The sequence below is a fragment of the Mycolicibacterium septicum DSM 44393 genome, assembly GCF_000455325.1.
In the GTDB taxonomy this organism is placed as follows: Bacteria; Actinomycetota; Actinomycetes; order Mycobacteriales; family Mycobacteriaceae; genus Mycobacterium; species Mycobacterium septicum.
Genome location: NZ_HG322951.1, coordinates 1,561,370 through 1,587,911, shown reverse-complemented (window position 1 = coordinate 1,587,911; position 26,542 = coordinate 1,561,370). Strand labels below are relative to the sequence as shown.

Sequence of the window (26,542 nt, the reverse complement as noted above, 5' to 3'; positions counted from 1 at the left end):
GGTGCGTCCCCGAAAGAACTTCGAAAAGTTTCCGGGTGCCGTGTCGATTTCGGTGGGGTGCCGTTCGACGTAGTAACGAGGGCCACCGCTCAACAAGAATGGACGGGCCCTTCCCGACACCAGAAGGAGACACACAATGTCGCGCTACATGCTGATCATGCGGTCCACCCCCGAGGCCGAGACCGCGATGGCCGAGCAGAACATCGACTTCGACGAGATCATCGCGTCGATGGGCCGGTACAACGAAGAGCTCATCAAGGCCGGCGTGCTGCTGGCCGGCGAGGGATTGACCGACCCCGACGAGGGCTTCGTCGTCGATTTCAACGCCGATCCCCCGGTGGTCACCGACGGGCCCTACACCGAGGCCAAGGAACTGTTCAACGGCTTCTGGATCCTGGATGTGTCCTCCAAGGAGGAGGCCAAGCAGTGGGCGCGGAAATGCCCGCTGGGCTGCGGCGTGAAGCTGGAGGTCCGGCGGGTCAGCGAAACCGATGAGTTCCCGCAGGACAACGAGTGGGTTCAGAAGGAGATCCAGTGGAAGGCCGAGCTGGCCGAGAAGCTGGCCCAGCAGGCGCGTGCGGCCGCCAATCGCTGATCGGGGCACAGGCCCCGGCGGTCCCTAACCCGCCGGGGCCCGGCTCCCACCCCCACACCTGCACATTAGGCAGCGCCGGCAGGGCCGACACGAGTACTGCGCTACCTGTATTTCGACCCGTATATCGGCCGTCGGTGACCTCGTGTTACACCGACATCGGGGGATCGGCTCCACGCTTTCTGGAACACGTTCTAATCTGGACCCCATGAGTGATGCGCTGCTGCACCATCCCATCCATTCCGGCCACCTCACGGTCGGCGCGCTCAAGCGCAACAAAGACAAGCCGGTGCTGTTCCTCGGCGACACCACCCTGACCGGTGGTGAGCTCGCGGAACGCATCAGCCAGTACATTCAGGCCTTCGAAGCGCTCGGCGCAGGCACCGGCGAAGGAGTCGGTCTGCTGTCGCTGAACCGCCCCGAGGTGCTGATGATCATCGGCGCCGGCCAGACCCAGGGCTACCGTCGCACCGCACTACACCCTCTCGGTTCGCTGGACGACCACGCCTACGTGCTGTCCGATGCCGAGGTGACCACCCTCATCATCGACCCCACGCCCGCGTTCGTGGAGCGGGCCCTGGGGTTGCTGGAGAAGGTGCCGTCGCTGCGACAGGTGCTGACCATCGGCCCGGTGCCCGAAGCCCTGGCCGCCTCCAGTGCCTCGGTCTCCGACCTCACGGCCGAGGCCGCCAAGTACTCGCCGGTGCCCCTGGTGGCCGCCGAACTCGCTCCCGACCACGTCGGCGGGCTGACCTACACCGGCGGCACCACCGGTAAGCCCAAGGGCGTGATGGGCACGGTGCGCTCGATCTCCACGATGACGACGATTCAGCTCGCCGAGTGGGAGTGGCCCGAGAACCCGCGCTTCCTGATGTGCACCCCGCTGTCGCACGCCGGCGCGGCCTTCTTCACACCGACCATCGTCAAGGGCGGCGAACTGGTGGTGCTGACCAAGTTCGACCCGGCCGAGGTGCTGCGGGTGATCGAGGAACAGCGCATCACCGCGACCATGCTGGTGCCGTCGATGATCTACGCGCTGATGGACCACCCGGATTCGCACACCCGCGACCTGTCCTCGCTGGAGACCGTGTACTACGGCGCCTCCGCGATGAACCCCGTGCGGCTGGCCGAGGCGCTCAAGCGCTTCGGGCCGATCTTCGCGCAGTACTACGGCCAGTCCGAGGCGCCGATGGTGATCTCGTACCTGGGCAAGAAGGACCACGACGAGAAGCGGCTGACCTCCTGCGGGCGGCCCACGCTGTTCGCCCGGACCGCGCTGCTGGACGCCGAGGGCAACCCGGTGCCCCGGGGCGAGGTCGGCGAGATCTGCGTCTCCGGACCGCTGCTGGCCGGCGGCTATTGGAAGCTGCCCGAGGCCACCGCCGATACTTTCAAGGACGGCTGGCTGCGCACCGGCGACATGGCCCGCGAGGACGAGGACGGCTATTGGTTCATCGTCGACCGCGTCAAGGACATGATCGTCACCGGCGGGTTCAACGTGTTCCCGCGTGAGGTGGAAGACGTTGTGGCCGAACATCCCTCGGTGGCGCAGGTGTGCGTCATCGGCACCCCGGACGAGAAATGGGGCGAGGCCGTGACCGCGGTGATCGTGCTGCGCCCCGACGCCGCGTCCGACGACGAGGCGGTGGCCAAGGTGACCGCCGAGATCCAAACGGCCGTCAAGGACCGCAAGGGCTCGGTGCAATCGCCCAAGCAGGTGATCGTCGTCGACTCCGTTCCGGTGACCGCACTCGGCAAGCCCGACAAGAAGGCCGTCCGGGCCCAGTTCTGGGAGGGCGCTGCCCGCGCGATCGGCTGAGTTTTTCTGCGCGAGCACACGCGTAGGTACCCGGATTCACGTGATGTGGGGTACCTGCGCGTCTGCTCGGCAGAATGGGTGAGGTGCCCGACAACCCGGCGACCGCTGCCGACCTGCAGAAGACGCTCGACGCGGTGTGGCGGATGGAGGCGGCCAAGATCCTGGCCACGCTGACCCGCGCGGTCGGCGATGTGGCCCTGGCCGAGGATCTGGCATCCGAAGCCCTGCTCGACGCGCTCACGCAATGGCCACAGACCGGTGTGCCGCGCACTCCGGGGGCCTGGCTGACCACGGTGGCCAAACGCAAGGCCATCGATCACTGGCGGCGCGCGGAGAACCTCGACGCCAAGTACGCAGTGCTGGCCCGCGATCTGGCCGACCACGTCGAGGAGTCCTGGGATCCCGACCGGATCGACGACGACGTGTTGCGGCTGATCTTCATCGCCGCCCACCCGGTGTTGTCCCGCGAGGCCCAGATCGCGCTGACGCTGCGCATGGTCGGCGGGTTGAGCACCGAGGAGATCGCCCGGGCCTTCCTCATCTCGACCGCCACCGCGGCCGCCCGCATCACCCGGGCCAAAAAGGCGCTGGCCCAGGCCAATCCGCCGTTCGAGGTGCCGCCCCGCGACGAGTACCCGCAGCGGCTGTCGGCGGTGCTTTCGGTCATCTACCTGATCTACAACGAGGGCTACTCTGCGTCCTTCGGGCAGCGCTGGATCCGAGACGAATTGTGCACCGAAGCACTGCGATTGGGTCGCGTGCTGGCCGCACTGGTGCCCGACGAACCCGAGGTCGACGGCCTGCTGGCGCTCATGGAGTTCCAGTCCTCGCGGTTTGCGGCCCGCACCGACGCCGAGGGCAGGCCCATCCTGCTGGAGGACCAGAACCGGACCCGCTGGGACCGGGCGCAGATCCGACGCGGCGTCGCCGCCCTCGAGCGCTCCAGTGCCGCACGGCAGCAACGGGGTTGGGGCCCGTATGCGCTGCAGGCCGCGCTCGCCGAGTGCCACGCGGTGGCCCCGACGGCAACCGACACCGACTGGACCCGCATCGTCGCGCTCTATGACGCCCTGCTTCAGATCACGCCGTCGGCCGTGGTGCAGCTCAACCGCGCGGTGGCCGTCGCGATGCGCTCGGGCCCGCAGGAGGCCCTGACGCTCGTCGACGGGATCGAGGGCCTGGACGGCTCCTATCTACTGCCGAGTGTCCGCGGCGAACTGCTGTCCCGGCTCGGCCGCCACCGCGACGCCGCCGAGCAGTTCGACCGGGCCGCTGCCCTGTCCGACAACGAACGTGAGCGACAGGTACTGGTGGACAAGGCAATCCGCGAACGCAGCTGATACCGACCGGCCTCATGGCACCATGGCGGACATGGTGTCAGCCGTATTGTTCGATTACTCCGGGACCCTGTTCCGCCTCGAAGAGGACGACAGCTGGTTCGCCGGGATGGCCGTCGACGAACGCGCGGTCGACGGCCACGTGCAGGCCGAGCTGATGCGCCGGCTCACCGCCCCGACCGGCCGGTCCGTGTCGATGACCGACGAGCAGTACCGGGCCTGGGCCAACCGCGACCTGGCCCCGCACCTGCACCGCGAGGCTTACCTGCATGTGTTGCGGGAGTCCGGGCTGGCCGACCATCACGCGCAGGCGTTGTACGACCGGGTGATCGATCCGGCCAGCTGGACCGCCTACCCCGACACCGCGCGCGTGTTCAAAAAACCTGCGAGCACAAGGGATCCGGACCGCCGTCGTCTCCAACATCGCGTTCGACGTGCGGCCGGCGTTCGCGGCGATCGGCGCCGCCGAGCACGTCGACGAGTTCGTGCTGTCCTTCGAGGTCGGTGCCATCAAACCCGACCCGGCGATCTTCACCACCGCGCTCGACCGCCTCGGAGTGGCCGCCCAGGACGCGCTGATGGTCGGCGACAGCGAGGAGGCCGACGGCGGTGCCCGCACCGTGGGCTGCCAGTTCGCGCTCGTCGACCCGCTGCCCACCGCCGAGCGCCCAGACGGGCTGATCGCGGCCCTGCAGAGCGTCGGCATCCGCGCCTAGGGTGGAGCCATGGCTGACGACCGCATCCGGCCGCCGTGGTGGTTGAAGTACGTCAACAAGGTGATGATCGGGCTGAACAAGCTCGGCGTCGGCGGCGACAAGGGACCGGTGGTGCTGACGGTGCCCGGGCGCAAATCAGGGAAACCGCGCTCGACGCCGGTCACCCCGATGACCGTCGACGGCCACCGCTACATCGTGGCCGGGCTGCCCGGCGGCGACTGGGCGGCCAACGCCCGCGCCGCCGGTGAGGCCACGGTGCACCAGGGCCGCAACGACCAGCGGGTGCGCGTGGTGGAGATCCCCACCGAACAGGCCCGGCCGCTGCTACGTCAGTTCCCGATCCTGGTCCCCTCCGGCGTCGGCTTCATGCGCAACGCCGGACTGGTGACCGGGCCCAACCCCGACGAATTCGAGGCCTTGGCCGGGCGCTGCCCGGTATTCCGGCTGGACCCGGCCTAGCCGCGTCAGCTCAGGTGCGGGGCTTCCTTGATCTTGGAGTCCTCCTTGCCCACCGTCTGACAGAAGGTCTGCACCGCCAGGCGGGTTCCGGTGATCTCCAGCTGCGCCGCGTCGGTGCCCTTTTCATCTTTGAGCATCTTGGACACCGCTTCGTTCTGCGTCTTCTCGTCCTGGCCGATGAAGTCCTTGCACTTGGTGTCACCACCGGTGATCGCAGGCGAGCATCCGACGAGCACCAAGCCCGTAGCCAGTCCCGACAACAACACACTCACTGAGCGCTTCATCGTGGTCCCCTCTGATCTGGTGATGCGCGGTACGCATCATCGCGCCGACTTTCGTACCCCGCGACGGTACCTGTGAAACCTCTGGATTCGTTCGCTCTACAGTCGAGCACGTGAGTGCAGACAACCCGTTCGACCCGACAGTCTGGGAGCCGGTGCCCGGCTTCGACGATCTGACCGACATCACGTACCACCGCCACGTCGCCGACGGCGCCCGGCAGCCCACGGTCCGGGTCGCGTTCGACCGGCCCGAGGTGCGCAACGCCTTCCGGCCCCACACCGTCGACGAGCTGTACCGGGTCCTCGACCACGCCCGGATGTCCCCCGACGTCGGTGTGGTGCTGCTGACCGGCAACGGCCCGTCGGCAAAGGACGGCGGCTGGGCGTTCTGCTCCGGTGGCGACCAGCGCATCCGCGGCAGGTCCGGCTATCAGTACGCGGAGGGCGAAACCGCCGAGACGGTCGATCCGGCGCGGGCCGGACGGCTGCACATCCTCGAGGTGCAGCGGCTCATCCGGTTCATGCCGAAGGTGGTGATCTGCCTGGTCAACGGCTGGGCGGCCGGCGGCGGACACAGCCTGCACGTCACGTGTGACCTGACCTTGGCCAGCCGCCAGCATGCCCGGTTCAAGCAGACCGACGCCGACGTAGGCAGCTTCGACGGCGGATTCGGCAGCGCATACCTGGCCCGCCAGACGGGGCAGAAGTTCGCCCGCGAGATCTTCTTCCTGGGCCGCGCCTACGACGCCGAGACCATGTATCAGATGGGCGCGGTGAACGATGTCGTCGACCATGCCGAACTGGAGTCCGTCGGCCTGCAGTGGGCCGCCGAGATCAACGGCAAGTCGCCCCAGGCGATCCGGATGCTCAAGTTCTCGTTCAACCTGATCGACGACGGCCTGGTGGGCCAGCAGGTGTTCGCCGGGGAAGCCACCCGGTTGGCCTACATGACCGACGAGGCCGTCGAGGGCCGCGACGCGTTCCTGCAGAAGCGCGACCCGGACTGGAGCGGTTTCCCCCGCTACTTCTAGAGCGATTTGTGCACGTTTATCCGCGCTGACCGCCGGAAAACGTGCACAAGTCGCCGGGTTAGAAGCGGAAGCCGGTCTGGCCATGCGGTGACTTGGCGAACGCGATCACCTTGGCCGGGGTGACCTCGTAGACGATCGCCGCCTCACCCTGCGGGTCGAAAACCTCGTCGTCGCAATCGAAATCCCAGTCGTCGCCGTACTTGCTCCGGTAGGCGCCGGCCAATGCGGTCAGCCGCGGCAGCCCGGTCACGCGCGCAGCGGTGCCCTCGAGAACGACATCGAGGCCGGCGTTCCAGGTGTTGGTTCCGGTGGTCACGACGACGGCCGCTCCCGCCTGCAGATTGCGCGCCTTCTGCTCGGAGGACCCGGTGCAGAACACGAACACACCATCGGTCCACACCCCGACCAACGGGGTGACGTGCGGGCGCCCGTCGCCGCGCACGGTCGTGAGCCAGTACAGCCCGGCAGTGTCGAGGACTGCCGCGGCGGACTCCCAACTCGTCGCTTCGGTCGCCTCGCTGAAGCGCTGGTCAAGCTTGCCGGTGATCGTCATACCGATACCGACCGGTCAGCGGCCGCCGATTCATCGCGGACGTGCGCCCGGTAGCGCAGTGGAGACATACCCACCTCGCGTTTGAACGCGTTGGAGAACGCACCTTCGGAGGAGTAACCGAGCGTGACAGCCAGTACGCCGACGCGGGTGTCGTCATCGCGAAGGGCACGCTGCGCCAGCAGCATTCGCCAGTTGTTCAGGTAGGTCAGCGGCGGTACCCCGGCCACCGCACGGAACCGCTCAGCGAACGATGTCCGTGACATCGCTGCTGCACGAGCCAGCTCCTCCAACCGCCAGGGCTTCGCGGGTTGGTCGTGCATCACGGCAAGCGCGGGGCGCAACCGCTCATCCGTCAGCACCCGCAACCAGCCCGGCGGCAGGCGTTCACCCTGATCGATGTACGCCCGTAGCACCTCGAGCAGCAGCAGCTGGCCATGCTGGCGAATGGCGAACGCCGCGCCTATCCGGTCACCGGTCACCTCGTCCACCAGTCGGTCGAGCAGCCCGTGCAGGCTGCCCGCCTGTGCCGATGCGGCGCGGACGTGTCCCACCGGCGGCAGGGCATGCATGAGCAGCGCCTCACCGGCAGGGTTGACGTCGACGTGCCCGCCGATGATCACGTCGGCGTCGCCGCAATCGGCGCCGTCGATGCGCACGAACGGATCGGATTCACGCAAGACGATCTCGGTCGGCGGCCCCGTTCCCGGCCCACCTTCCAACGCGACCCATTTGCGGCTGTTGAGAATGGCCACGTCACCGGCGAGCAGCTCGATGGGCTGATCCATGCCGTCGGTGATGAGCCGGACACGACCGCACACCACGGCGGTCAACTTGAGCGGATACCTGATCGGCGCGTGGGCCCGCCAGTCCCCGCGCACGGCGAACCCTCCGGAGATCAGGCCACGGACCTCGACGAGGTCAAAGACATCGGAGAGCTGATCACGAACCATCTCCGTACTATCGCGTAAAAAATATGGACTCACAACCATTCAAAGTCCGGGCAAGCGGATACATCGTGGAGACATGACACAGAACCAACGCCCCATCGGATCGGGATTCACCGCGGCCTCGACGGCAACGGACGTGCTCGCGGGCATCGACCTGTCTGGACGCAACGTCATCGTCACCGCCGGTCATGTCGGCCTCGGGCTCGAGACCACCCGGGCTCTGAGCCAGGCCGGAGCCTCGGTGGTGGTCGGCGCGCGCTCCCCGGAACGGGCGGCACGCGCGCTGGCCGGCATCGACCGCGTCGAGGTACACGCGCTCGACCTGATGGACGCACGATCAATCGACACGTTCGCAGTCAGATACCTCGACTCAGGTCAGCCACTGCACATCCTGGTGAACAACGCCGGCATCATGGGTGGCGAACTGGTCCGCGACGCCCGCGGTTACGAATCACAGTTCGCCACCAATCACCTGGGCCATTTCCAACTGACACTGGGTCTACTCCCCGCATTGCGCGGGGCTTCGGGCGCCCGTGTGGTGGAGGTTTCGTCCTGGGGACACCATCTGTCCGACATCCGCTGGGACGACCCGCATTTCGACGCCGGCGAGTTCGACGGCATGGTGGCATACGGCCAGTCGAAGACGGCCAATGTGTTGTTCGCAGTGGAACTCGACCGCCGCTTCGCCGACGATGGAATCCGCGGGTACGCACTACATCCCGGCGGCATCGTGAGTACCAACCTCGCACCGTGGCTCGGCGAAGACGGCTGGCGCGCCATGGGCCTGGTCGACGACGACGGACAACCGGTGATCGATCCGGAGCGGGATCGCAAGACTCCGGAACAAGGTGCGTCGACCAGCGTTTGGGCAGCCACCAGCCCGCAGCTAGACGACCTCGGTGGCGTGTACCTGCAGAACAACGACATCGCGCCGCTGGAAGACATCACCGAACCGTTGACGCTCGACATCACCGCCGGACCGATGGAGACGACGGTCGGCGTCACGCGGTACGCGGTCGACCCGGAAGCCGCGCAGAGGCTGTGGGAACTGAGTGAGAAATTGACCGCCTGACGCGCCGCCTGACGCGCCGCCTCCCGGCGAGCAGACGCGGAAGTACCCGAAATTGTCGAGTTGCGGGTACCTAAGCGTCTGCTCGCGGGGGAAAATCTAGGTCTCCTAAACTCGGCGCATGAGCAAGAACCCGATGCGCCGGCTGTCCGAACAGCTGTTGCTGACCAGCATGCGTCCGCCGCTGACCGAACGGCTGCAGGCCCGTGGCGACATCGACGTCGCAGGCAAGCGGATCCTGCTGACCGGCGCGTCATCGGGCATCGGTGAGGCTGCGGCCGAGAAGTTCGCCGCGAAGGGAGCCACCGTCATCGCGGTGGCCCGCCGCCAGGAACTGCTCGACGAACTGGTCGGGCGGATCACCGCCAAGGGCGGCGACGCCCGGGCCCACGCGGTGGACCTGTCCGACCTGGACGCCATCGACGAACTGGTCGCCACCGTGGAACGCGATCTGGGCGGTGTCGACATCCTGATCAACAACGCCGGCCGGTCGATCCGGCGCCCGCTGGCCGAATCGCTGGACCGCTGGCACGACGTCGAGCGCACCATGACGCTCAACTACTACTCGCCGCTGCGGCTCATCCGCGGCCTGGCCCCGGGCATGCGCGAGCGCCGCGACGGCCACATCATCAACGTCGCCACCTGGGGCGTGATGAACGAATCCTCGCCGCTGTTCGCTGTGTACAACGCCTCCAAGGCCGCCCTGGCCGCGGTCAGCCGGGTCATCGAGACCGAGTGGGCTTCCGTCGGTGTGCATTCCACGACGCTGTACTACCCGTTGGTGAAGACCCCGATGATCGCCCCCACCCGGGCCTACGACGGGCTGCCCGGACTGTCGGCCGCCGAGGCCGCCGACTGGATGCTGACCGCGGCGCGCACCCGCCCGGTGCAGATCGCCCCGCGCATGGCCGTGACGGCCAAGGCACTCAACACCGTGGCCCCCGGGCTGGTCGACGCCGTGATGAAACGGCAACGGGTCCAGCCGGTCTGATCACGGCTTGGTGATACTCCGGGGCTGGAGCCCGAGTGAGCGCACATGCTCGGCGATGGCCCCGAGGTTCGTGGTCCAGACATCGGTGTGCTCGAGCACGTACCGCATGAGGTCGTCGAGTTCGGCTGCCCGCGACGCCCGTCCGGTCAGGAAGGGGTGATTGGTGAGTACCCAGCAGGCCCCCACGCGGCGCAGCGCGTCGAACTCGAGCTGCCACAATTCCCTTGCCTTGCGTGGGCTTTCGATCAGACCGGATCCGGAGATGTCGGGCAGATAGCAGTACTGCTCCCAGTCGTCGAGGGCCCATTGGATCGGGATCTCGACCAGCGAGCGGTCACCGACGGCCAGCTCATAGGGGCAGTCGGCGTCCATCAGGCTTGAGTCGTACAGGAATCCACGTTCGGCCAGCAGTGCCGGGGTGTGCCAGGACAGGTCCCACATGGGCGCTCGGTAGCCGACCGGCCGGACGCCGGCGACCTCGGCCAGCGCCTCCAGGCCGCGGTCCAGTGCGTCGATCTCCTCCTGCAGCGTCAGCGCCGTCGGTTGCTCGTGCAGGTAACCGTGGTGGGCGATCTCGTGCCCGGCCGCGACGATCGCCCGCACCGCCTCGGGGTACCGGTGCGCGGTGTGACCGGGGACGAAGAAGGTCGACGGAATCTGGTGGCGCTCCAGCAGTTCCAGGATCCGGGGAATTCCCACCAGCGGCCCGTAGGCCTGGTGGGACATCACGCTCATCCGCGCCGCGACGCCTTCGTTGCCCCACAGCACCGCCGACTCGGCATCCACATCGAAGGTGAACGCCGCCGCCGCGGTTTTGCCTTCCGGCCAGGAGAACTCAGGCATTGTCAGCCATCAGCGTAACCAGCTCGTAGGCCAGATTGGCCCCCGCCACGGCGGTGACGTCACCGCTGTCGTAGGCCGGAGCGACCTCCACCACGTCGGCGCCGACGATCTGCAGCCCGCGCATGGCGCGCAACACCGCCACCAACTCACGACTCGTCATTCCACCGATCTCGGGTGTCCCCGTGCCCGGCGCGAATGCCGGGTCCAGCACGTCGATGTCGATCGACACGTACACCGGGTGGTCCCCCACCCGGTCACGGATCCGCTCGATGACCCCGTCGACACCGATGCGGTCGATGTCGCGGCAGTGGACCACGGTGAAGCCCAATGACTCGTCGTCGAGCAGGTCGGCGCGGTCGTAGAGCGAGCCGCGGATCCCGACGTGCGCCGAATGGCCCTTGACGATCAGGCCCTGTTCGGAAGCCCGGCGGAACGGGGTGCCGTGCGTGCAGGGCGCACCGAAGTAGGTGTCCCAGGTGTCGAGGTGAGCGTCGAAGTGCACCAGCGCCACCGGACCGTGTACCGCATGCACCGCCTGCAGTGCCGGCAGCGCGATGGTGTGGTCCCCGCCGAGGACCACCACCCGCTGGCGCGGCGTGGTCAGCAGGTCGGCGATACCCTCACGCACCTGCTCCACCGCCGCCTCGATGTCGAACGGATTGGCCGCGATATCACCGGCGTCGACCACCTGTGCCTGAGCGAACGGGCTCACGTCCAGCGCCGGGTGGTAGGGCTTGAGCAGACGCGAGGCCTGCCGGATCGCGGCCGGGCCGAACCGGGCACCCGGCCGGTAGGTGACGCCGGTGTCGAACGGCACCCCGACCACCGCGATGTCGTAGTCGGAGACCTCGTGGCGTTGCGGCAGCCGGGCAAAGGTGGCGATGCCGGCATATCGCGGCACTGCCATCGCATCGACCTGACCGATGTTCCCCGACTCCGACCGCACATACGGCTGGCCCGTCACCTGTTTCCCTTCCGTCATTGCTTCACGCTCTCGCCCGGGTGGCCCCGCCGTTACAGGCGATCACCTGCCCGACGACCGCCGACATCTCGAAGTCGGCCAGGAACTGCACCGCGGCTGCGATCTCATCGACGGAACCGATGCGCCCCAACGGAATCGACTCCGCGTAACGCTGATGCATATCCGTCAGTGCGATCCCGGCGGCGTCGGCGTCGACCTGCAGCTGCGGGGTGTCGGTCACCCCGGGCGCCACCGCGTTGACGATGATCCCCTCCGGCGCCAACTCCCGCCCCAGCGTCTTGACCAATGAGATGAGCCCGGCCTTGGACGCCGCGTAGGCCGTGGCCTCGGGCCAGCCGGTGACACCCCACTCGCTGGAGATCACGACGATGCGCCCGGCGCCGATCCGGCGCATATGCGGCAGCACCGCCTGCACCAGATGGAACGTCCCGCCCAGATTGGTGTCGACGACTCGCCACCAGTCCGCCTCGTCGTGATCCAGCAGAGGCGCCATGGTCATGTAGGCATGATTGGCGACCAGCACGTCGAGCCTGCCCGCCGCGGCCACCACCGCATCCGCGATCTCGACACAGGCAGCCGGGTCACTGACGTCGCCCGGCACAGCCAGGCCGCCGATCTCGGCAGCCAGCGCATCCAGCGCGGCGCCGGCACGAATGTCGTTGACCGCGACCGTCGCTCCCGCGGCGGCCAGCCGACGCGCATGGGCGGCACCCATGCCCTGAGCGGCCCCCGTGACCAGCACGACTCGACCCTCTGACGAACTCATATCACCGCTCCCGCGTTGACGTTGACGACATCACCGGTGCTGAAGGTGGCATCGCACACCAGGTACTGCACACAACGCGCCACCTCGGCCGGGGTGACCAGTCGCCGCAACGGCAGAGTGGCCAGATAATCGGCTGCGCGCCAAGGGGAATCATCGGCCAGAAGTGGTGTGTCGGTCGGCCCGGGAGCCACCGCATTCACCCGCACACCGCGATCGGCGACCTCGGCGGCCAGGCTGCGCACCAGACCGAGGATGGCGCCCTTGGCCGCGGCGTAGTGGGCGTCACCGTCACCGCCACCGACCGCCAGTTCACTGGCCACCGCGACGACCGCACCCGAGCCCCGGTCGAGCATGTCGGGCAGGCAGGCCCTGGCGGCGTGGAACAGCCCGCCCACGTGCACCCGCAGCATCCGCTGCCAGGCCTGGGCGCTGATCTGGCTCACCGGGGCCATCTCGTAGTACCCGGCCGAGGTCACCAGCGCGGCGATCGGACCGAGCTCGGCGCGGATCTCGGCGACCGCGCCGGCGACGGCGGCGCCGTCGGAAACATCAGCCGCGACAGCGTGGTCCGCCCGGGTTTCACCGGACAGGTCGATCGTTCCGATGGCATAGCCGCGGTCGCGCAGCGCGGTGACCACCGCAGCGCCGATTCCGCTGGCCCCACCCGTGACGACGGCGACAGGAGCCTCAGTCACCGGCCACCGCCTTGACGTCGGCGCGCTCGTCGAGGATCTCGGCCCCGTCGATCACCGCGGCACTCACGATCCGCCTGCGCACGCTGAGCAGGATCCCCAGGCCGATCACTCCCAGCACCGCGAGCCCGATCCATACCGACCAGTCCAGGTAGCGCTGCTCGAAAACCGGCCTCGGCCAAGCGATGTTGAGGGTCTGCAGGATCGCCCACACCGCGGCCACGGCGGCGACGGGAACCGTGGCCCGGCCCAGGCTGAATGCACCGTCGGTCCAGCCGCGGCGGGCCAGGACCACCACCAACCCGATCAACGGGAACAGGAAGGCGAGATAGAAGCCGCCTGCGGTGAAATTGACCATGAGCGAATAGATGTCGCCGGCCACGATGCTGAGCATGAACAGTGCCCCGCCGACGACCGTGGTGACCAGGATCGCCACCACCGGGATCCGGGCCCTGCCGCGCAGCCGGGCCAGCGCGGCCGAGGCCGGCAGTGCACCGTCCCGAGCGTAGGCCCAGATCACGCGTGAGGCCGAAGTCTGCAGGGCCAGGAAGCTGGCCAGGAAGCCGATCACGAACAGCACCTCGACCGGTTTGGCGATGCCGTGTCCCAGTGCCGCCGTGAGAGTTTCGTACACCGGGTCGGCCACCGAACCCGACACCACCGCATCGAGATCCGGGATCGCCAGGATGATCGCCAGGCTCGAGTAGGCCACCACCAACGCGATGAACCCCAGCGAGAAGATCACCGCCTTGGGCAGATCCCGCCGCGGCTCATGCACCTCCTCGGCGATCGCGCCCGCACTTTCGAACCCGACGAACGAGAACCCGATGAAGGCCACCGCGATCAGGAACGGCCCGCTCAGGTAGCTCCAGGTATCCACCCCGGCACCGCCTCCGTCGAACAGCACCGACAACGAGTTGTTGCGGTGGAACACGAGCAGCCAGGTGCCAAGCCCGATGGAACCGATCACTTCGGCCACGATGCTGGCGGTCATGAACACCTTGAGCGCGCCGCGGCCGATCAGATTGATCGCAGTCCCGCCGAGCAGGATCATCAGCGCGATGACGGCCCGCAGGCCCCCGGACGGAGATTCCACCCCGGCGATGTTGGCCACGAACCCGGCCGCGCCGAGCGCCACCGTCGCCATCGCGATCACCAGCGTCCACATGTACACCCACCCGGCGAACCAGCCGTAGGACGTGCCCAGCAGCCGCCGCGACCACTGATATATGGAACCCTCCAACGGCCAACGGGACACCAGCATCGCGAAGACCAGGGCCACCAGCAGCTGGCCGCCGAACACCAGCGCGAAGCCCCACCAGAAGCTCGGGCCCGCCGCGGCCAATGCCAGACCGAAGATTCCGTAGAGCGCGACGATCGGCGAGATGAACGCGAAAGCGAAGGCAAACGCCGACCACAGCGAGAATTCGCGCCGTAGAACATGGGGCCCGTCGGGGTCGTGCGCGGGCGCCGAGATCGGCGATGCAGTCATCGTGTGCTCCCTCTGACGTGGTTGCAGGAACTATCACGCCGCAGTGGTGCAACCGCCAAGCAATCGCGGCGAACACGCTGCAAACCCACTGTTGCCCCACGACGGCATTGGAGGATCCGACAATGCCCGCCCACACGGGTGTGACGTCGGCGTTACGCTCACCCCATGTCGGACCGCAGCGACGTCATACCGACCCTGCGCGATCTCCTCGAGTCACACCGAGGGCTGCTCACCCCCGACGAACCCACCGGCGACCTGGACCGCCGGATCAGCTGGGTGCACACCACCGAGTTGAGGGACCCGTCGCGGTATCTGCACGGTGGCGAGCTGGTCTGCACAGTGGGCATCAGCCTGCAGACCGCCCAGGACTGCGCGGCATTCGTCGAGTCGTTGACCCGGGCCGGGGCCGCCGGCCTGTGCTTCGGCATCGGCGATGTGCACGACACCGTCCCCGAGGCGCTGATCACCTCGGCCGCCCGCGACGGCCTGCCGATCCTCATCGCCCCTCCCAATGTTCCGTTCTCGTCGGTGAGCCGCTACGTCGCGGATTTCCAGGTCGGCGGTGAGATATCCGTCGCACGGGCCACCAATTCGCTGATGCCCGAACTGCTTTCGTCGCAGCGGCGGCGCGAGTCGGTGCGGCAGCTGCTGGACCGCGCAGGTGAGGTGCTGGGCGGCTACCTCCTGCTGGATCCTGATGAGGCACCCGAGGACACCGGCGCCACCACCGTGGTCGACGGGTTGGGCGCCCTGGCCTGGGTGGGCAGCGGCGATCCGCCCGAAACCGCTGTGCTGCAGCTCATCGCGCGATTCGCCCAGGCCGCCCAAGGCGATCGCGACATCGAATCCGCGCTGACCCGCGAACGGGTCGGGCAGCTGCTGTCGTTGATCGAGCGTCGCATGCTGCTGCCCGACGCCCTCAATCAGCTGTTGGACTGGGAGGGGCTGAGCTCACCCGAACTGACCTGCTCGGCCTGGCCGGCCGGGGCCGGCGCCGTGCTGTCGATGGCGTTTCCCGATGCCCTGGTCGGCGACGCACCCGAGGTTTGTCTGGTTCTCGAAGCCGGCGCCCGCGCTCAGGCCGCCACCGAACTCTCGATGCCGTCGGGGCACGCCGCAGCGGTACCGCTCGCCGAACTGGGGGCGGCGATCACGCAGGCCCGCATCGCTCTCGACCTGGCCCAGCAGCACGGCGGAAGCATCGGACCCGATCAGCTGAGCACCTTCGACAGCCTGGTCGAGGGTTTGCCGCTGAGCCGGCTGGCCCCGTTCAAGAACCAACTCATCGACCCACTCGAGCGCCTGGACAACGACCGGGGCACCCAGCACGTGCGTACTCTTCGAGCCTTCCTGGCCACCAACGGGTCACTCATCGACACCGCCCGCGAACTGTTCCTGCACACCAACACCGTTCGGCACCGGCTGAGTCGCATCCACGAGATCACGGGACGCAACCCGATGAGTTTCGAGGACCAGGCCGCGTTCGCCATCGGATTGCGCGCCAGCGACCGCGCCCGCCGCATGCCCGGGCACCCTGCCTGACCCGTGTCGCGGATTCACCCGGGCGCCTGGCGGTGGTAGACAAGGGTCATGGAAATCCTGGCCAGCCGGATGCTGATCCGGCCGGTCGACTACCCGGGGTCCGTGGAGTTCTACCGCGACGGGATCGGTCTGGCCATCGCCCGCGAATACGGTGCGGGCACAGTCTTTTACGCGGGCCAGTCACTGATCGAGCTGGCAGGTCACCACAGCCCCACCGAGCCCGGGACCTTCCCCGGCGCGCTGTGGCTGCAGGTGCGCGACGTCTACGCCACCCAGGCCGAACTCGAAGGCCGGGGTGTGGCGATCGCCCGGGCCGCGACGCAAGAGCCGTGGGGTCTTCACGAGATGCACGTGACCGACCCCGACGGCATCACGCTGATCTTCGTCCAGGTGCCCGACACCCACCCGCTGCGCCGCGACACCCGCCAATGAAAAACCCCGGCCCGATGTGAACTGGGCCGGGGATTCTCGGGTGAGGTCAGCGTGCCGGTGTGGCCAACGGCCAGCCGACCGAAGCCAGGCGCGAGGCCACCTGCTGGATCTCTTCGGGATTCGGTTCCTTCTCGATGATCGACTGGACCGCGTCGCGAATCTCGTCGTCGGTCACCGGGGTGTCACCGTCGTTGGCCCGCAGGATCGCCTGGGCGGCCTGAATCACCTCGTCCTCGGACAGTGAACGCTTGAGCAGCGCCAACAGTGCGAAGTAGTCCTTCGGCGGCACGCCCTCGGGGTAACCCTTGTGCAGCCACGTCAGCACGTTCTCCATGTAGCCGGCAGATTCGGTCATGTGTCAGCTCACTTACCCGGGATGAAGGGGACGGGGTTGAATCCGAAGTGGTGAATGATCGTGGTCTTGGTGATCCAGAGGATCGCGACCACGATCACCGCCGCGACGATGGCGAACAGCAGCAGACCGAGGGCCTTGAGCGCGGGGTTGGGCGCCACCACGGTGCCGTCCTCGTGCGTACCACCGGCGCCGTTGGAGAAGGCCACCAGGCCCGTGGCGAACACCGCGGGCAGGCCGGCGCCGAGGATCAGCCCCACGACCAGCACCTTGAAGATGGATTCCAGATAAATCATCAGCAGATTCCTTAGTCAGATCCGGTCAGACTGCGGCTTTGTCGGTGCTGGGCTTGGCGGGCTTGGCGGCCTCGCGGATTTCCGCGGGCACAACCGAGTTGGTGGAGGAATCCCAATCGGCGTTGACGTTCTTGTGGTCGACCTTCTGCTGCTGGGCGCGCCACCACATGTAGCCGGACAGGGCGATCAGGATCAGGAAGATCAGGCCGTCACCGGCCAGTGCCGCCCCGGTGAGCGCCTCGACCCCGTGCGAGAGCCAGAAGGCCAGCGCGCCGACGAGACCGGCGGCGGGCAGGGTGATCAGCCATGCCATCGCCATGCGCCCGGCAACCGCCCAGCGCACCTCGGCGCCCGGCTTGCCGACGCCGCTGCCGAGGATCGAGCCGGTGGCGACGTGGGTGGTGGACAGCGCCATACCGGCGGCGCTGGAGCTGAGGATGATTGCGGCCGAGGATGCTTCAGCCGCCAGGCCCTGCGGGGACTCGATCTCGACCAGGCCCTTGCCCAGGGTGCGGATGACGCGCCAGCCGCCGATGTAGGTGCCAAGGCCGATGGCAAGGGCGCAGGAGGCGATGATCCAGAACGGCAGGCCGTCTTCCTTCACATTGCCGGTCAGGTGGCCCGTGGTGATGAGGGCGAGCGCGATGACGCCCATGGTCTTCTGAGCGTCATTCGTGCCGTGTGACAGGGCGACCAGTGAGGCGGTGGCGATCTGGCCCCAGCGGAAACCCTGCTCGCGACGCTTCTTCAGCACGTTGCGGGTGATGCGGTAGACCAGCCAGGTTCCGGCGGCCGCGACCAGGCAGGCGATGAACGGAGCGGCGATCGCGGGGATGAGCACCTTCTGGACGACGCCGGACCAGTTGACCCCGGCCAACCCGATGGCTGCCAGTCCGGCGCCGATCAGCCCGCCGAAGAGCGCATGCGAGGAGCTGGACGGGATGCCGAAGAGCCAGGTCAGGAGGTTCCAGAGGATGCCGCCGATGAGGCCGGCGAAGATGATGGTGAGCCCGGTCGACGCATCGATGCCCGATACCAGCGACCCCGTCTTGCTGTCCTGGATCTTGAGCACCGACGTGGTCACGGTCACGGCGACCTCGACCGAGAGGAATGCGCCGACCAGGTTGAGGACACCCGCAAGGATCACGGCGGTCTTCGGCTTCAACGCCCCGGTGGCGATCGACGTCGCCATCGCGTTTCCGGTGTCGTGAAAGCCGTTTGTGAAATCGAAGGCCAATGCTGTTGCTATCAGCAACACCAGAATGATCAGCTCAGCGCTCATGGCGGTAATTCTGTAGGACCATTGGCGATTTTGACCAGCCGGAAACTCCGCGCTGACCTGGGAATTCGGATACGCTACGGATGAGTTCACCCAGTGTTCATCTAGCCAACCCGGTTTGTTCGCCGGGCGGGTTTGCCGTTCCCTGCGCGGCCGATAAATTCACTGCGAGCCAGAGTCGGCTGGCACTACTACCATCAATGCGGTCCTCCGGCTCAAACTCGTATGGCCGGAGGAACCTCGCTCGGGTGCATCAGGAGTAGGCACAGTGAACGCTTTTCTCGCGAAGATCGCGGCCTGGCTGAATGCCGGGTACCCGGAGGGGGTGCCCGGACCAGACCGGGTGCCGCTGTTGGCGCTGCTGGCGCGGCGCCTGACCAACGACGAAGTCAAGGCCGTCGCACGGGATCTCATCGATCGCGGTGACTTCGATCACATCGACATCGGTGTGCTGATCACCCAGATCACCGACGAACTGCCCCGCCCCGAGGATGTCGAGCGGGTGCGCGAGCGGCTGGCGGCCAAGGGGTGGCCGTTGGACGATCCGCGCGATGCCGAGGATGCCGGCGACGCCGACGATGCCACCGGCAACAACGGGGACGACCCGAAAGAGCCAGGGGGCCCGGCATAGCCGTCCTCCGCCCCGTCACCGTCGGATCCACGACGGATACGTTGCTCGCAGTGCTCGATGACGTCCTCGCCGGACGCGCGTCGGCGATCCTGCCCGTCCCCGCCGACGACGAGCGCCAGAGTTCATTGCTGACAACCACTTTGCGCGCCGGGGAAGAGATCGACGACGACGTCGCCGTGGTGATCTCGACCTCGGGCACCACCGGCAAACCCAAGGGCGCACTGCTGACGGCCGACGCGCTGCGGGCCAGTGCCGCGGCCACCCACGCGCGGCTGGGCGGTGACGGACGGTGGCTGCTCGCCCTGCCCGCCTATCACATCGCCGGGCTGCAGGTTCTGGTGCGCAGCGCGCTGGCCGGCACTGTGCCGGTCACCATCGCGGCCTCCTTCGATCCGGGCGAGTTGCCTTCTGCGGTGGCCGCTTTGGGCAGTGGACGCCGCTACGCCTCACTGGTGGCGGTGCAGTTGGACAAGTCCCTGCGTGACCCGGCCGCCGCCGACGCACTGGCCGACCTCGACGCCGTTCTGATCGGCGGTGGGCCGATGCCGGCCGGGGTGGCCGAACGCGCGGAGGCGGCGGGGGTGAACGTGGTGCGCACCTACGGAATGAGCGAGACCGCGGGCGGCTGCGTGTACGACGGCGTGGCGCTCGACGGCGTGAAGGTGCGTGTCGCCGGAGCCGCCCCGGCGGCGACATCAGGTGCCGCCGCCCGCATCCTGCTGGGCGGCGCCACCGTGGCCCGAGGCTATCGCAATCCGATCAGCCCCGACCCGTTCGCCGAGCCCGGCTGGTTCCGCACCGATGACCTTGGCACCCTCGATGATTCGGGTGTGCTGCGGGTGCTGGGCCGGGTCGACGATGCGGTCAGCACCGGCGGGTTGACGGTGCTGCCACAACTGGTCGAATCGGCACTGGCCGGCCATCCGGCGATCGCCGAGTGCGCGGTCTTCGGAGTCCCCGACGAACGTCTCGGCCAGCGGGTGGTGGCCGCGCTGGTGCTGACCCCGGGTTCATCGGCCCCCGATGTGGCCGAGTTGCGTGACCACGTGGCGCGGACCCTCGATGCCACCGCGGCACCACGAGAGGTGCACATCGTCGACGAGTTGCCCCGCCGCGGCATCGGCAAGCTCGACCGGCGCACGCTGGCCACTCGCTACGCGGGCTGAGCTCGGGCGTCGGCCGCCGAACTCGGCGACACGACAATTCAGTTGCCGGCGTCGGCATGATGGAGATATGCGCCGAGAAGTGACCTCCGCGGATGAGCTGCGCGCCATCGTCGGGCAACCCACCGCAGCCGTCGCCAAGAAGGTGACCGACCGCCTGTCGGAAGCTCAGCAGGTCTGGCTCAAGCAGTCGCCGCTGGGCTTCGTGGCGACCACCGATGCCGACGGCCGCGTCGACGTCTCCCCCAAGGGGGATCCGCCGGGTTTCGTCCAGATCATCGACGACACCACGATCGCGATCCCGGAGCGGCCCGGCAACCGGCGCGTCGACGGCTTCCTCAACGTGCTGCAGCGCCCGCACGTGGGCACGGTGTTCGTCATCCCCGGCCGCGGTGACACCCTGCGGATCAACGGCACCGCCCGGATACTTTCCGACGCCGACTATTTCGATGCCATGGCGGTGGACGGCAAGCGTCCGATCCTGGCACTGGAAATCGCGATCGAAGAGGTGTTCTTCCACTGCCCCAAGGCATTCCTGCGCTCTGAGACGTGGAAGCCCGAGAGCTGGAACCCGACAGCGGTGCCCTCGGTGGCGCAGATGGCGAAGGCCTTCAAACCGGACCAGAGCCAGGAGGAACTCGACGCGTATTACAGCGAGGACAACCTGCGCAAGATCCTCTACTGAACCGCCTCAGCCGGTTTCACCAGGATCGCCCGCGTGTAGAGCAGCTGGAAGCCCCGGCGCTGGACATTGTGCTGGGACTTGGAGCCGGGCGCCGTCGTCACCACGGCGATCTCGCATCCGGCCTCGGCAGCCTCGGCCAGCCGCGCCGCCAACAGCGCGGCCTGCACCCCGCGGCGGCGGTAGGCGGGCGCCGTCGCGGCTCCGGCCAGCTGAGCGATGGCGCCGGTCAGCCGCATCATCCCGCCGCCGGCGACGACTCCGTCGCACAGCGCGATATACGCGGTGGCCCCGGCCTTTTCCATGTCCCGTTCGGCCCGCTCGATGATGTCGGCGGGAAACTGCTCATGGCTGATCGGGCCCTCACCGTCGGGATGGGCGAAGCCCTCCACCACGACGTTCACCCATGCGGTGAGGTCGTCGGCCCGGCGCACCCGCACATCGGTCACCGGCGAGTGCTCGTCGCGAATCGGCCTGCCCAGCACGTTCTCGAACTCGACGAGTTCATAGCCGCGGCCGGACAACAACGCGGTGGTCTCGGGGTCGGCAAGGCTGGACAGTTCGACCCGGGTAACACTGTCCCTGGCCGCGAAGGCCCGCTCGATCTCACCCAGCACCGCTTCATCGGGCAAGCCGTCGAAGCCGAGGCCGACCACCTTGTTCATCGGCGATTCCGCCTCGGCGAAACATGCGTACCCGCCGGCGACGGGCAGAACCAGCCCGTCCGCGCCGCGCTGCCCGGCAGCGTGCGTCGCCGCCGCGATCAGGTCCGCCTCGGCCTTCTCGATACGCCGGGCCAGCTCGACGCCGCAGAACAATGGATCCGAGCCCGGGTCTGAGTCACCTTTGATAGCCACGTCGATATTGTGCCCGCACAGGCTTTTCCGAAACGTGGGTCCCAACCCCGGCGTCGGTCAGCGGGGCGGCCCCGCGGGTTCCCACGTCTGCATCGCCGTATCGAGCTCATCGCTGTCGAGCGCTTTCACCGGAATCGGTGCCTGGTCGTCGTGGTAGCGCATGCCGTCCAAGAGGATGGCCACATAGCGGCGCCACAGGTCGGCGTCGACATGTCCGGCGAATTCACTCACGGTGCCGGACAGAAGCCCGAAGAGCGGCATGTCCGTGGACGACACCTCCGGACGCAGATAGCCATCGCCCTGCGCCCGCTCGACGAGTTTGGTCAGCGCCGGGACGAGCCGCTCCTGGCAGGCCTTGACCCGGTCACCCCCATAGCATTTGCTGAACGCGATCTCCCGCAAGCCGCGGTCGGTGGCCGTGATCTCGCACATGCTCTCGACGTACCACGAGAACCCCTGCCATGAATCTTCTTGCTGCAGTGCGATTTCAGCTAATGCGGTGAGCTGATCCATACCGTCCACGAAGATGGCCTCGAGCAACTCCTCCTTGGTGGCGAACCGCCGGTAGACCGTGCCCACCCCGACGTTCGCGTAACGCGCGACGTCGTTGAGCGTCGCTTCAAGACCTTTCTCGGCAAACAGTTCCCGCGCGGCGTCGAGCACCCGCTGCCGGTTGCGCTCTGCGTCCTTACGCAGCACGCGACGTGTTTCCTCGGTCATATCTCTCAGCTTAAGTGATCGGGGTCATAAGTGGATTGATCCTATCCACTTATTCGGCTAACTTTACGCTCGAACTGCGTAGGCCGCCTAACAGCCAGGTCGTCGCGAACGCATCGAAACGTCGGGAGGCCCACATTGACAGCCGTCAGCGATAAGCCCGCCGCGGCCCTCCCCCCGGGGCAGCCGCAATGACCAAGGCAATCCGGCGAATATGGCTTCCCGTACTGATCATCATCGCCATGACGGCCGGCGTGCTAATCGTGATGAACGTCCGCAAGGTCTTCGGCGCACATCCGGTCATCATCACCGAGTCCACGTCGGACAACGCCGAGGACTTCAACCCCAAGTTCGTGAAGTACGAGATCTTCGGCACGGGCGGCACCGCCGTCATCAACTACATGGACCTCGAAGGCAAGCCCCAGCGCACCGGAACTGTGCCGCTGCCTTGGACTTTGACACTGCAGACCACGCTGCCATCGGTTCAGCCGAACATCCTGGCGCAAGGCGACGGGAACAGCATCAGTTGCCGAGTCACCGTCGATGACGAGGTCAAAGAAGAGAGAACGGCTACTGGATTGAACGCACAAACCTTTTGCTTTGTGAAGGCAGCATGAGCAGCCGCAGGGAAGAAACCCAGACGGACGACACCCCGACCGACGCCATCGCGACGGGGCGCCATGCGGCACCTCCGCGCCCACTGATCCCGCGACTCATCCGCACGTTCGCACTGCCGATCATCCTGGCGTGGATCGTGATCGTCGCACTGCTCAACACCGTCGTCCCTCAGCTCGAGGTCGTCGGGAAGATGCGCGCGGTGTCGATGAGCCCCAACGACGCACCGTCGATGATCGCCATCAAAGAGGTCGGCAAGAAGTTCCAGGAGTACGACACCAGCAGCTCGGTGATGGTCGTGCTCGAAGGCGACAAGCCGCTGGGCCTCGAGGCGCACGTCTTCTACGACAAGATGGTGCGTGACCTGCGCGCGGACACCACCCACGTGCAGCATGTGCAGGACTTCTGGGGCGACACCCTGACCGCCAAGGGCGCGCAGAGCCGCGACGGCAAGGCCGCCTACGTGCAGGTCTACATCGCCGGCGACCAGGGCGAGACACTGGCCAACGAGTCGGTGGAGGCGGTGCGGCGCATCGCCTCCGAAAGCCCCGCACCCGACGGCGTGAAGGCGTACGTCACCGGATCCGCGGCGTCCAGCACCGACCAGAACATCGTCGGCGACGAGAGCATGGAGCTGATCGAGCTCGTCACCTTCGGCGTCATCGCGGTGATGCTGCTGGGCGTCTACCGGTCGATCATCACCACCCTGATCGTGCTGGTGATGGTCGTGCTCGAATTGTCCGGCGCCCGTGGCCTCGTCGCGCTACTGGGCTATCAGAACTTCTTCGGTCTCACGACGTTCGCGACCAACATGCTGGTGACCTTGGCCATCGCCGCGGCCACCGACTACGCGATCTTCCTGATCGGCCGATATCAGGAAGCACGAAGAGCCGGCGAGGACAAGGAAGCGGCCTACTACGACATGTTCCACGGCACGGCCCATGTCGTGCTCGCGTCAGGTCTGACCATCGCCGGCGCGACGTTCTGCCTGCACTTCACCCGCCTGCCGTACTTCCAGACCATGGGCATTCCACTGGCGATCGGAATGACGATGGTCGTCGCCATGGCACTGACCCTCGGGCCTGCCGTCATCTCGGTGATGAGCCGATTCGGCAAGATCCTTGAGCCCAAGCGGTTTTCGAAGTCCCGCGGATGGCACCGGGTGGGCACCGCCACGGTTCGCTGGCCGGGCGCAATCCTGGTGTGCGCCATCGTCGCAGCGCTGATCGGCCTGCTGGCGCTGCCCGGCTACCACACCACCTACAACGACCGCATCTTCCTGCCCAAGGACGTCGGGACGAACGTCGGATACGACGCCGCGTTCCGGCACTTCTCGCAGGCCAAGATGAACCCGGACCTGATGATGATCGAGTCCGATCGCGATCTGCGTAACCCGGCCGATTTCCTGGTGATCGACAAGATCGCCAAGGCACTCAAGAGCGTGCACGGAATCGCCCAGGTGCAGACCATCACCCGTCCCGACGGCGATCCGATCAAGCACTCGACGATCCCGTACACGCTGGGCCAGAGCGGCACGACCCAGCTGATGAACAACGACTATGCGCAGACCAATCTGCAGAATCTGCTCGACCAGGCCGACGATCTGCAGACCAGCATCGATGCCATGACCGAGATGATGTCGATCCAGACGGATCTGGCAGCGGTGTCGCAGCGCATGGCCGACAAGATGAAGACGACGTCCGGCGACATGAACGACGTCCGGGACCACCTCGCGGACTTCGACGACCAGTTCCGGCCGCTCCGCAACTACCTCTACTGGGAGCCGCACTGCTTCGACATCCCGATGTGCTGGTCGATCCGGTCGATCTTCGACGCGCTCGACGGCATCAACACGATGTCGGACGACTTCCAGGACCTGGTTCCCGAGATGCAGCGCATGGCCGATCTGATGCCGAAGATGGTCGCCACCATGCCGCGGCAGATCCAGTCGATGAAGCACCAGAAGGAAGTGCTGCTCAACCAGTACCAGGTGCAGAAGGCCCAACAGGATCAGACGATGGCGATGCAGAACACCGCCACCGCCATGAGCGAAGCGTTCGATACGGCCAAGAACGACGATTCGTTCTACCTGCCGCCGGAGGCGTTCGAGACCGAGGACTTCAAGCGGGGCATCAAGCTGTTCATGTCGCCCGACGGACATGCGGTGCGGTTCACCATCATTCACCAGGGTGACCCGCTGACTCCCGAAGGCACCGCACGCATCGCACCGCTCAAGATCGCAGCGGCCGACGCCATCAAGGGGACCCCGCTCGAGGGATCCAAGATCTACCTCGGCGGTAGCTCGGCGACCTACAACGACATGCAGCAGGGCGCCGACTACGACCTGATCATCGTCGCCGCGGCGGCACTGATCCTGATCTTCATCATCATGTTGGTGCTCACCCGTGCGGTGGTGGCCTCCGCGGTGATCGTCGGCACGGTGGTGCTGAGCCTTGCCTCGGCCTTCGGGTTGTCGGTACTGCTCTGGCAGCACATCGTGGGAATCCCATTGCATTGGATGGTGATGCCGATGTCGGTCATCGTCCTGCTGGCCGTGGGCGCGGACTACAACCTGCTACTCGTCTCACGAATAAAGGAGGAGATCCACGCCGGGCTGAAGACCGGAATCATCCGGGCCATGGTCGGCACCGGTGCCGTGGTCACCTCCGCAGGCTTGGTCTTCGCCTTCACCATGGCTTCGATGGCAGTCAGCAGCCTGATCGTCATCGGTCAGGTCGGCACGACCATCGGCCTGGGCCTGCTGTTCGACACCCTCGTCGTCAGATCGCTGATGACACCGTCCATCGCCACGCTGCTCGGGCGCTGGTTCTGGTGGCCGCAACGCGTCCGCCAGCGTCCGGTGCCGCAGCCCTGGCCGAAGCCCATTCAGCGCGAACCCGAGGAGGCCCTGGTCTGATGAAACGTATGCTGATCGCCCTGTCGTTCTGTGCGGCAACCAGTCTCGCGCTCTCGGCGCCGGCTAATGCCGATCCGGACACGGAGTTCGCCAACGAGTTGCACACCTTCGGGATCTACGGGCAGAAGGACTACAACGCCTGGATCGGCAAGCTCATGTGCAAGCGGTTGCACAACGGCGTCGACCACAATGCCCAGGACTCGGTCGGTTTCGTGAAGAAGCAACTGGCCAAGGACAGCACCGACGCTCAGTCGTGGCAGTTCCTGGGCACCGCCATCAACTACTACTGCCCCGATCAGCGCTTCGTCTACGAACAAGCCGCGCACTGAACGACTTTGGAGCAACATGTCGAACCGCAAGAGTGTCAGTAACCTGATCCGCACCGGCCTGGCCGCCTGCACCGTCGCCGGCGCGCTGGCCGGGGCCGGCATCGCAAGCGCCGACGCCACCGACGACTACCCGATCCCCAACCGGATCCTGAAGACCCCC

28 protein-coding genes and 2 pseudogenes are annotated in these 26,542 nt (G+C 67.0%); 17 read left to right on the top strand and 13 right to left on the bottom strand.

The window, feature by feature from the left end; genetic code table 11:
* The first annotated feature begins 136 nt into the window (after nt 1-136).
* The 5 genes and pseudogenes from TX88_RS07440 (at nt 137) to TX88_RS07420 (ending at nt 4,923) form a co-directional block, all read left to right on the top strand.
* A complete protein-coding gene (locus tag TX88_RS07440) occupies nt 137-595 on the top strand; it encodes a YciI family protein (protein ID WP_044515782.1) in 459 nt (152 codons plus the stop codon).
* Nucleotides 596-800: 205 nt separating this feature from the next.
* The gene (fadD8, locus tag TX88_RS07435) at nt 801-2,411 is read left to right on the top strand and encodes a fatty-acid--CoA ligase FadD8 (RefSeq protein ID WP_044515781.1); all 1,611 of its coding nucleotides are present in this window, start codon (nt 801-803) and stop codon (nt 2,409-2,411) included.
* Between the two features lie 74 nt (nt 2,412-2,485).
* Nucleotides 2,486-3,751: an RNA polymerase sigma factor gene (locus TX88_RS07430; RefSeq protein ID WP_044515779.1), complete on the top strand. Its 1,266-nt coding sequence runs from the start codon at nt 2,486-2,488 to the stop codon at nt 3,749-3,751.
* Nucleotides 3,752-3,773: 22 nt separating this feature from the next.
* Nucleotides 3,774-4,464 (top strand): annotated as a pseudogene (locus TX88_RS07425) (HAD family hydrolase).
* Between the two features lie 9 nt (nt 4,465-4,473).
* Nucleotides 4,474-4,923 (top strand): nitroreductase family deazaflavin-dependent oxidoreductase, encoded by a 450-nt coding sequence (locus tag TX88_RS07420; protein ID WP_044515778.1) that lies wholly within the window; start codon nt 4,474-4,476, stop codon nt 4,921-4,923.
* Between the two features lie 5 nt (nt 4,924-4,928).
* Here TX88_RS07420 and TX88_RS07415 read toward each other — a convergent pair whose 3' ends face one another.
* A complete protein-coding gene (locus TX88_RS07415) occupies nt 4,929-5,207 on the bottom strand; it encodes a hypothetical protein (RefSeq protein ID WP_044515776.1) in 279 nt (92 codons plus the stop codon).
* A gap of 110 nt (nt 5,208-5,317) precedes the next feature.
* Between TX88_RS07415 and TX88_RS07410 the strand changes: the two genes are divergently transcribed.
* Nucleotides 5,318-6,235 carry a 1,4-dihydroxy-2-naphthoyl-CoA synthase gene (locus tag TX88_RS07410; protein ID WP_044515775.1) on the top strand — a complete coding sequence of 306 codons (918 nt, stop codon included), beginning with the start codon at nt 5,318-5,320 and terminating at the stop codon, nt 6,233-6,235.
* Between the two features lie 58 nt (nt 6,236-6,293).
* Here TX88_RS07410 and TX88_RS07405 read toward each other — a convergent pair whose 3' ends face one another.
* Nucleotides 6,294-6,788 (bottom strand): pyridoxamine 5'-phosphate oxidase family protein, encoded by a 495-nt coding sequence (locus TX88_RS07405; protein ID WP_044515773.1) that lies wholly within the window; start codon nt 6,786-6,788, stop codon nt 6,294-6,296.
* Nucleotides 6,785-7,738, bottom strand: coding sequence for an AraC family transcriptional regulator (locus tag TX88_RS07400; protein WP_044515772.1), 954 nt, complete (start codon nt 7,736-7,738; stop codon nt 6,785-6,787). The genes TX88_RS07405 and TX88_RS07400 overlap by 4 nt, the downstream gene beginning before the upstream one ends.
* Nucleotides 7,739-7,811: 73 nt before the next feature.
* Here TX88_RS07400 and TX88_RS07395 point away from each other — a divergent pair, with 73 nt between their 5' ends.
* Nucleotides 7,812-8,807: an SDR family NAD(P)-dependent oxidoreductase gene (locus tag TX88_RS07395; RefSeq protein ID WP_044515770.1), complete on the top strand. Its 996-nt coding sequence runs from the start codon at nt 7,812-7,814 to the stop codon at nt 8,805-8,807.
* A 118-nt stretch (nt 8,808-8,925) separates the two neighbouring features.
* Nucleotides 8,926-9,795 (top strand): SDR family oxidoreductase, encoded by an 870-nt coding sequence (locus tag TX88_RS07390; protein ID WP_044515768.1) that lies wholly within the window; start codon nt 8,926-8,928, stop codon nt 9,793-9,795.
* Here TX88_RS07390 and TX88_RS07385 read toward each other — a convergent pair whose 3' ends face one another.
* From TX88_RS07385 to TX88_RS07365, 5 genes are read right to left on the bottom strand one after another with little or no spacing between them, the layout of a single operon-like run.
* The gene (locus TX88_RS07385) at nt 9,796-10,638 is read right to left on the bottom strand and encodes a polysaccharide deacetylase family protein (RefSeq protein WP_044515766.1); all 843 of its coding nucleotides are present in this window, start codon (nt 10,636-10,638) and stop codon (nt 9,796-9,798) included.
* Nucleotides 10,631-11,620 (bottom strand): agmatinase, encoded by a 990-nt coding sequence (speB, locus tag TX88_RS07380; protein ID WP_044515764.1) that lies wholly within the window; start codon nt 11,618-11,620, stop codon nt 10,631-10,633. Before speB ends, TX88_RS07385 begins: the two co-directional genes overlap by 8 nt.
* A 4-nt stretch (nt 11,621-11,624) precedes the next feature.
* Nucleotides 11,625-12,386, bottom strand: a complete 762-nt coding sequence (locus TX88_RS07375) for an SDR family NAD(P)-dependent oxidoreductase (protein WP_044515762.1) — start codon at nt 12,384-12,386, stop codon at nt 11,625-11,627.
* Nucleotides 12,383-13,081: an SDR family NAD(P)-dependent oxidoreductase gene (locus TX88_RS07370; protein ID WP_044515761.1), complete on the bottom strand. Its 699-nt coding sequence runs from the start codon at nt 13,079-13,081 to the stop codon at nt 12,383-12,385. Before TX88_RS07370 ends, TX88_RS07375 begins: the two co-directional genes overlap by 4 nt.
* Nucleotides 13,074-14,570 (bottom strand): APC family permease, encoded by a 1,497-nt coding sequence (locus TX88_RS07365; RefSeq protein ID WP_044515759.1) that lies wholly within the window; start codon nt 14,568-14,570, stop codon nt 13,074-13,076. Before TX88_RS07365 ends, TX88_RS07370 begins: the two co-directional genes overlap by 8 nt.
* 165 nt (nt 14,571-14,735) lie before the next feature.
* Here TX88_RS07365 and TX88_RS07360 point away from each other — a divergent pair, with 165 nt between their 5' ends.
* Together TX88_RS07360 and TX88_RS07355 are read left to right on the top strand one after the other, a co-directional pair.
* The gene (locus TX88_RS07360; protein ID WP_044515758.1) at nt 14,736-16,112 is read left to right on the top strand and encodes a PucR family transcriptional regulator ligand-binding domain-containing protein; all 1,377 of its coding nucleotides are present in this window, start codon (nt 14,736-14,738) and stop codon (nt 16,110-16,112) included.
* Nucleotides 16,113-16,160: 48 nt separating this feature from the next.
* The gene (locus tag TX88_RS07355) at nt 16,161-16,544 is read left to right on the top strand and encodes a VOC family protein (protein WP_044515756.1); all 384 of its coding nucleotides are present in this window, start codon (nt 16,161-16,163) and stop codon (nt 16,542-16,544) included.
* 46 nt (nt 16,545-16,590) lie between these two features.
* On the opposite strand, the gene TX88_RS07350 is transcribed toward TX88_RS07355, so the two are convergent.
* Genes TX88_RS07350 through TX88_RS07340 form a run of 3 tightly spaced genes read right to left on the bottom strand, consistent with a single transcriptional unit; the run spans nt 16,591 to nt 18,474 of the window.
* A complete protein-coding gene (locus TX88_RS07350) occupies nt 16,591-16,899 on the bottom strand; it encodes a DUF3349 domain-containing protein (protein ID WP_044515755.1) in 309 nt (102 codons plus the stop codon).
* A gap of 8 nt (nt 16,900-16,907) precedes the next feature.
* Nucleotides 16,908-17,192, bottom strand: a complete 285-nt coding sequence (locus TX88_RS07345; protein WP_044515753.1) for a hypothetical protein — start codon at nt 17,190-17,192, stop codon at nt 16,908-16,910.
* A 25-nt stretch (nt 17,193-17,217) separates the two neighbouring features.
* Entirely contained in the window at nt 17,218-18,474 is a 1,257-nt protein-coding gene (locus TX88_RS07340) for an inorganic phosphate transporter (RefSeq protein WP_044515751.1), read from the bottom strand.
* A 265-nt stretch (nt 18,475-18,739) separates the two neighbouring features.
* Between TX88_RS07340 and TX88_RS07335 the strand changes: the two genes are divergently transcribed.
* The 3 genes from TX88_RS07335 to TX88_RS07325 all read left to right on the top strand — a co-directional run bounded on the left by TX88_RS07335 (nt 18,740) and on the right by TX88_RS07325 (nt 20,950).
* Entirely contained in the window at nt 18,740-19,102 is a 363-nt protein-coding gene (locus tag TX88_RS07335; RefSeq protein WP_044515750.1) for a DUF3349 domain-containing protein, read from the top strand.
* Nucleotides 19,103-19,152: 50 nt separating this feature from the next.
* Nucleotides 19,153-20,268 (top strand): o-succinylbenzoate--CoA ligase, encoded by a 1,116-nt coding sequence (gene menE / locus TX88_RS07330; protein WP_409365855.1) that lies wholly within the window; start codon nt 19,153-19,155, stop codon nt 20,266-20,268.
* 67 nt (nt 20,269-20,335) lie between these two features.
* Complete coding sequence (locus TX88_RS07325; RefSeq protein WP_044515748.1) at nt 20,336-20,950, top strand: pyridoxamine 5'-phosphate oxidase family protein; 615 nt, start codon at nt 20,336-20,338, stop codon at nt 20,948-20,950.
* On the opposite strand, the gene TX88_RS07320 is transcribed toward TX88_RS07325, so the two are convergent.
* Nucleotides 20,944-21,804 (bottom strand): GNAT family N-acetyltransferase, encoded by an 861-nt coding sequence (locus TX88_RS07320; RefSeq protein WP_044515745.1) that lies wholly within the window; start codon nt 21,802-21,804, stop codon nt 20,944-20,946. The genes TX88_RS07325 and TX88_RS07320 overlap by 7 nt on opposite strands.
* 57 nt (nt 21,805-21,861) lie before the next feature.
* Nucleotides 21,862-22,524, bottom strand: a complete 663-nt coding sequence (locus TX88_RS07315) for a TetR/AcrR family transcriptional regulator (RefSeq protein ID WP_044515744.1) — start codon at nt 22,522-22,524, stop codon at nt 21,862-21,864.
* A 188-nt stretch (nt 22,525-22,712) separates the two neighbouring features.
* Between TX88_RS07315 and TX88_RS07310 the strand changes: the two genes are divergently transcribed.
* From TX88_RS07310 to TX88_RS35705, 4 genes and pseudogenes are all read left to right on the top strand, one after another.
* Complete coding sequence (locus tag TX88_RS07310; RefSeq protein WP_044515742.1) at nt 22,713-23,138, top strand: MmpS family transport accessory protein; 426 nt, start codon at nt 22,713-22,715, stop codon at nt 23,136-23,138.
* Nucleotides 23,135-26,053 (top strand): MMPL/RND family transporter, encoded by a 2,919-nt coding sequence (locus TX88_RS07305; protein ID WP_044515740.1) that lies wholly within the window; start codon nt 23,135-23,137, stop codon nt 26,051-26,053. The genes TX88_RS07310 and TX88_RS07305 overlap by 4 nt, the downstream gene beginning before the upstream one ends.
* A complete protein-coding gene (locus tag TX88_RS07300; protein ID WP_044515737.1) occupies nt 26,053-26,382 on the top strand; it encodes a DUF732 domain-containing protein in 330 nt (109 codons plus the stop codon). Before TX88_RS07305 ends, TX88_RS07300 begins: the two co-directional genes overlap by 1 nt.
* Before the next feature lie 16 nt (nt 26,383-26,398).
* Nucleotides 26,399-26,542: pseudogene (locus TX88_RS35705) on the top strand (DUF5078 domain-containing protein); the annotation flags it as partial.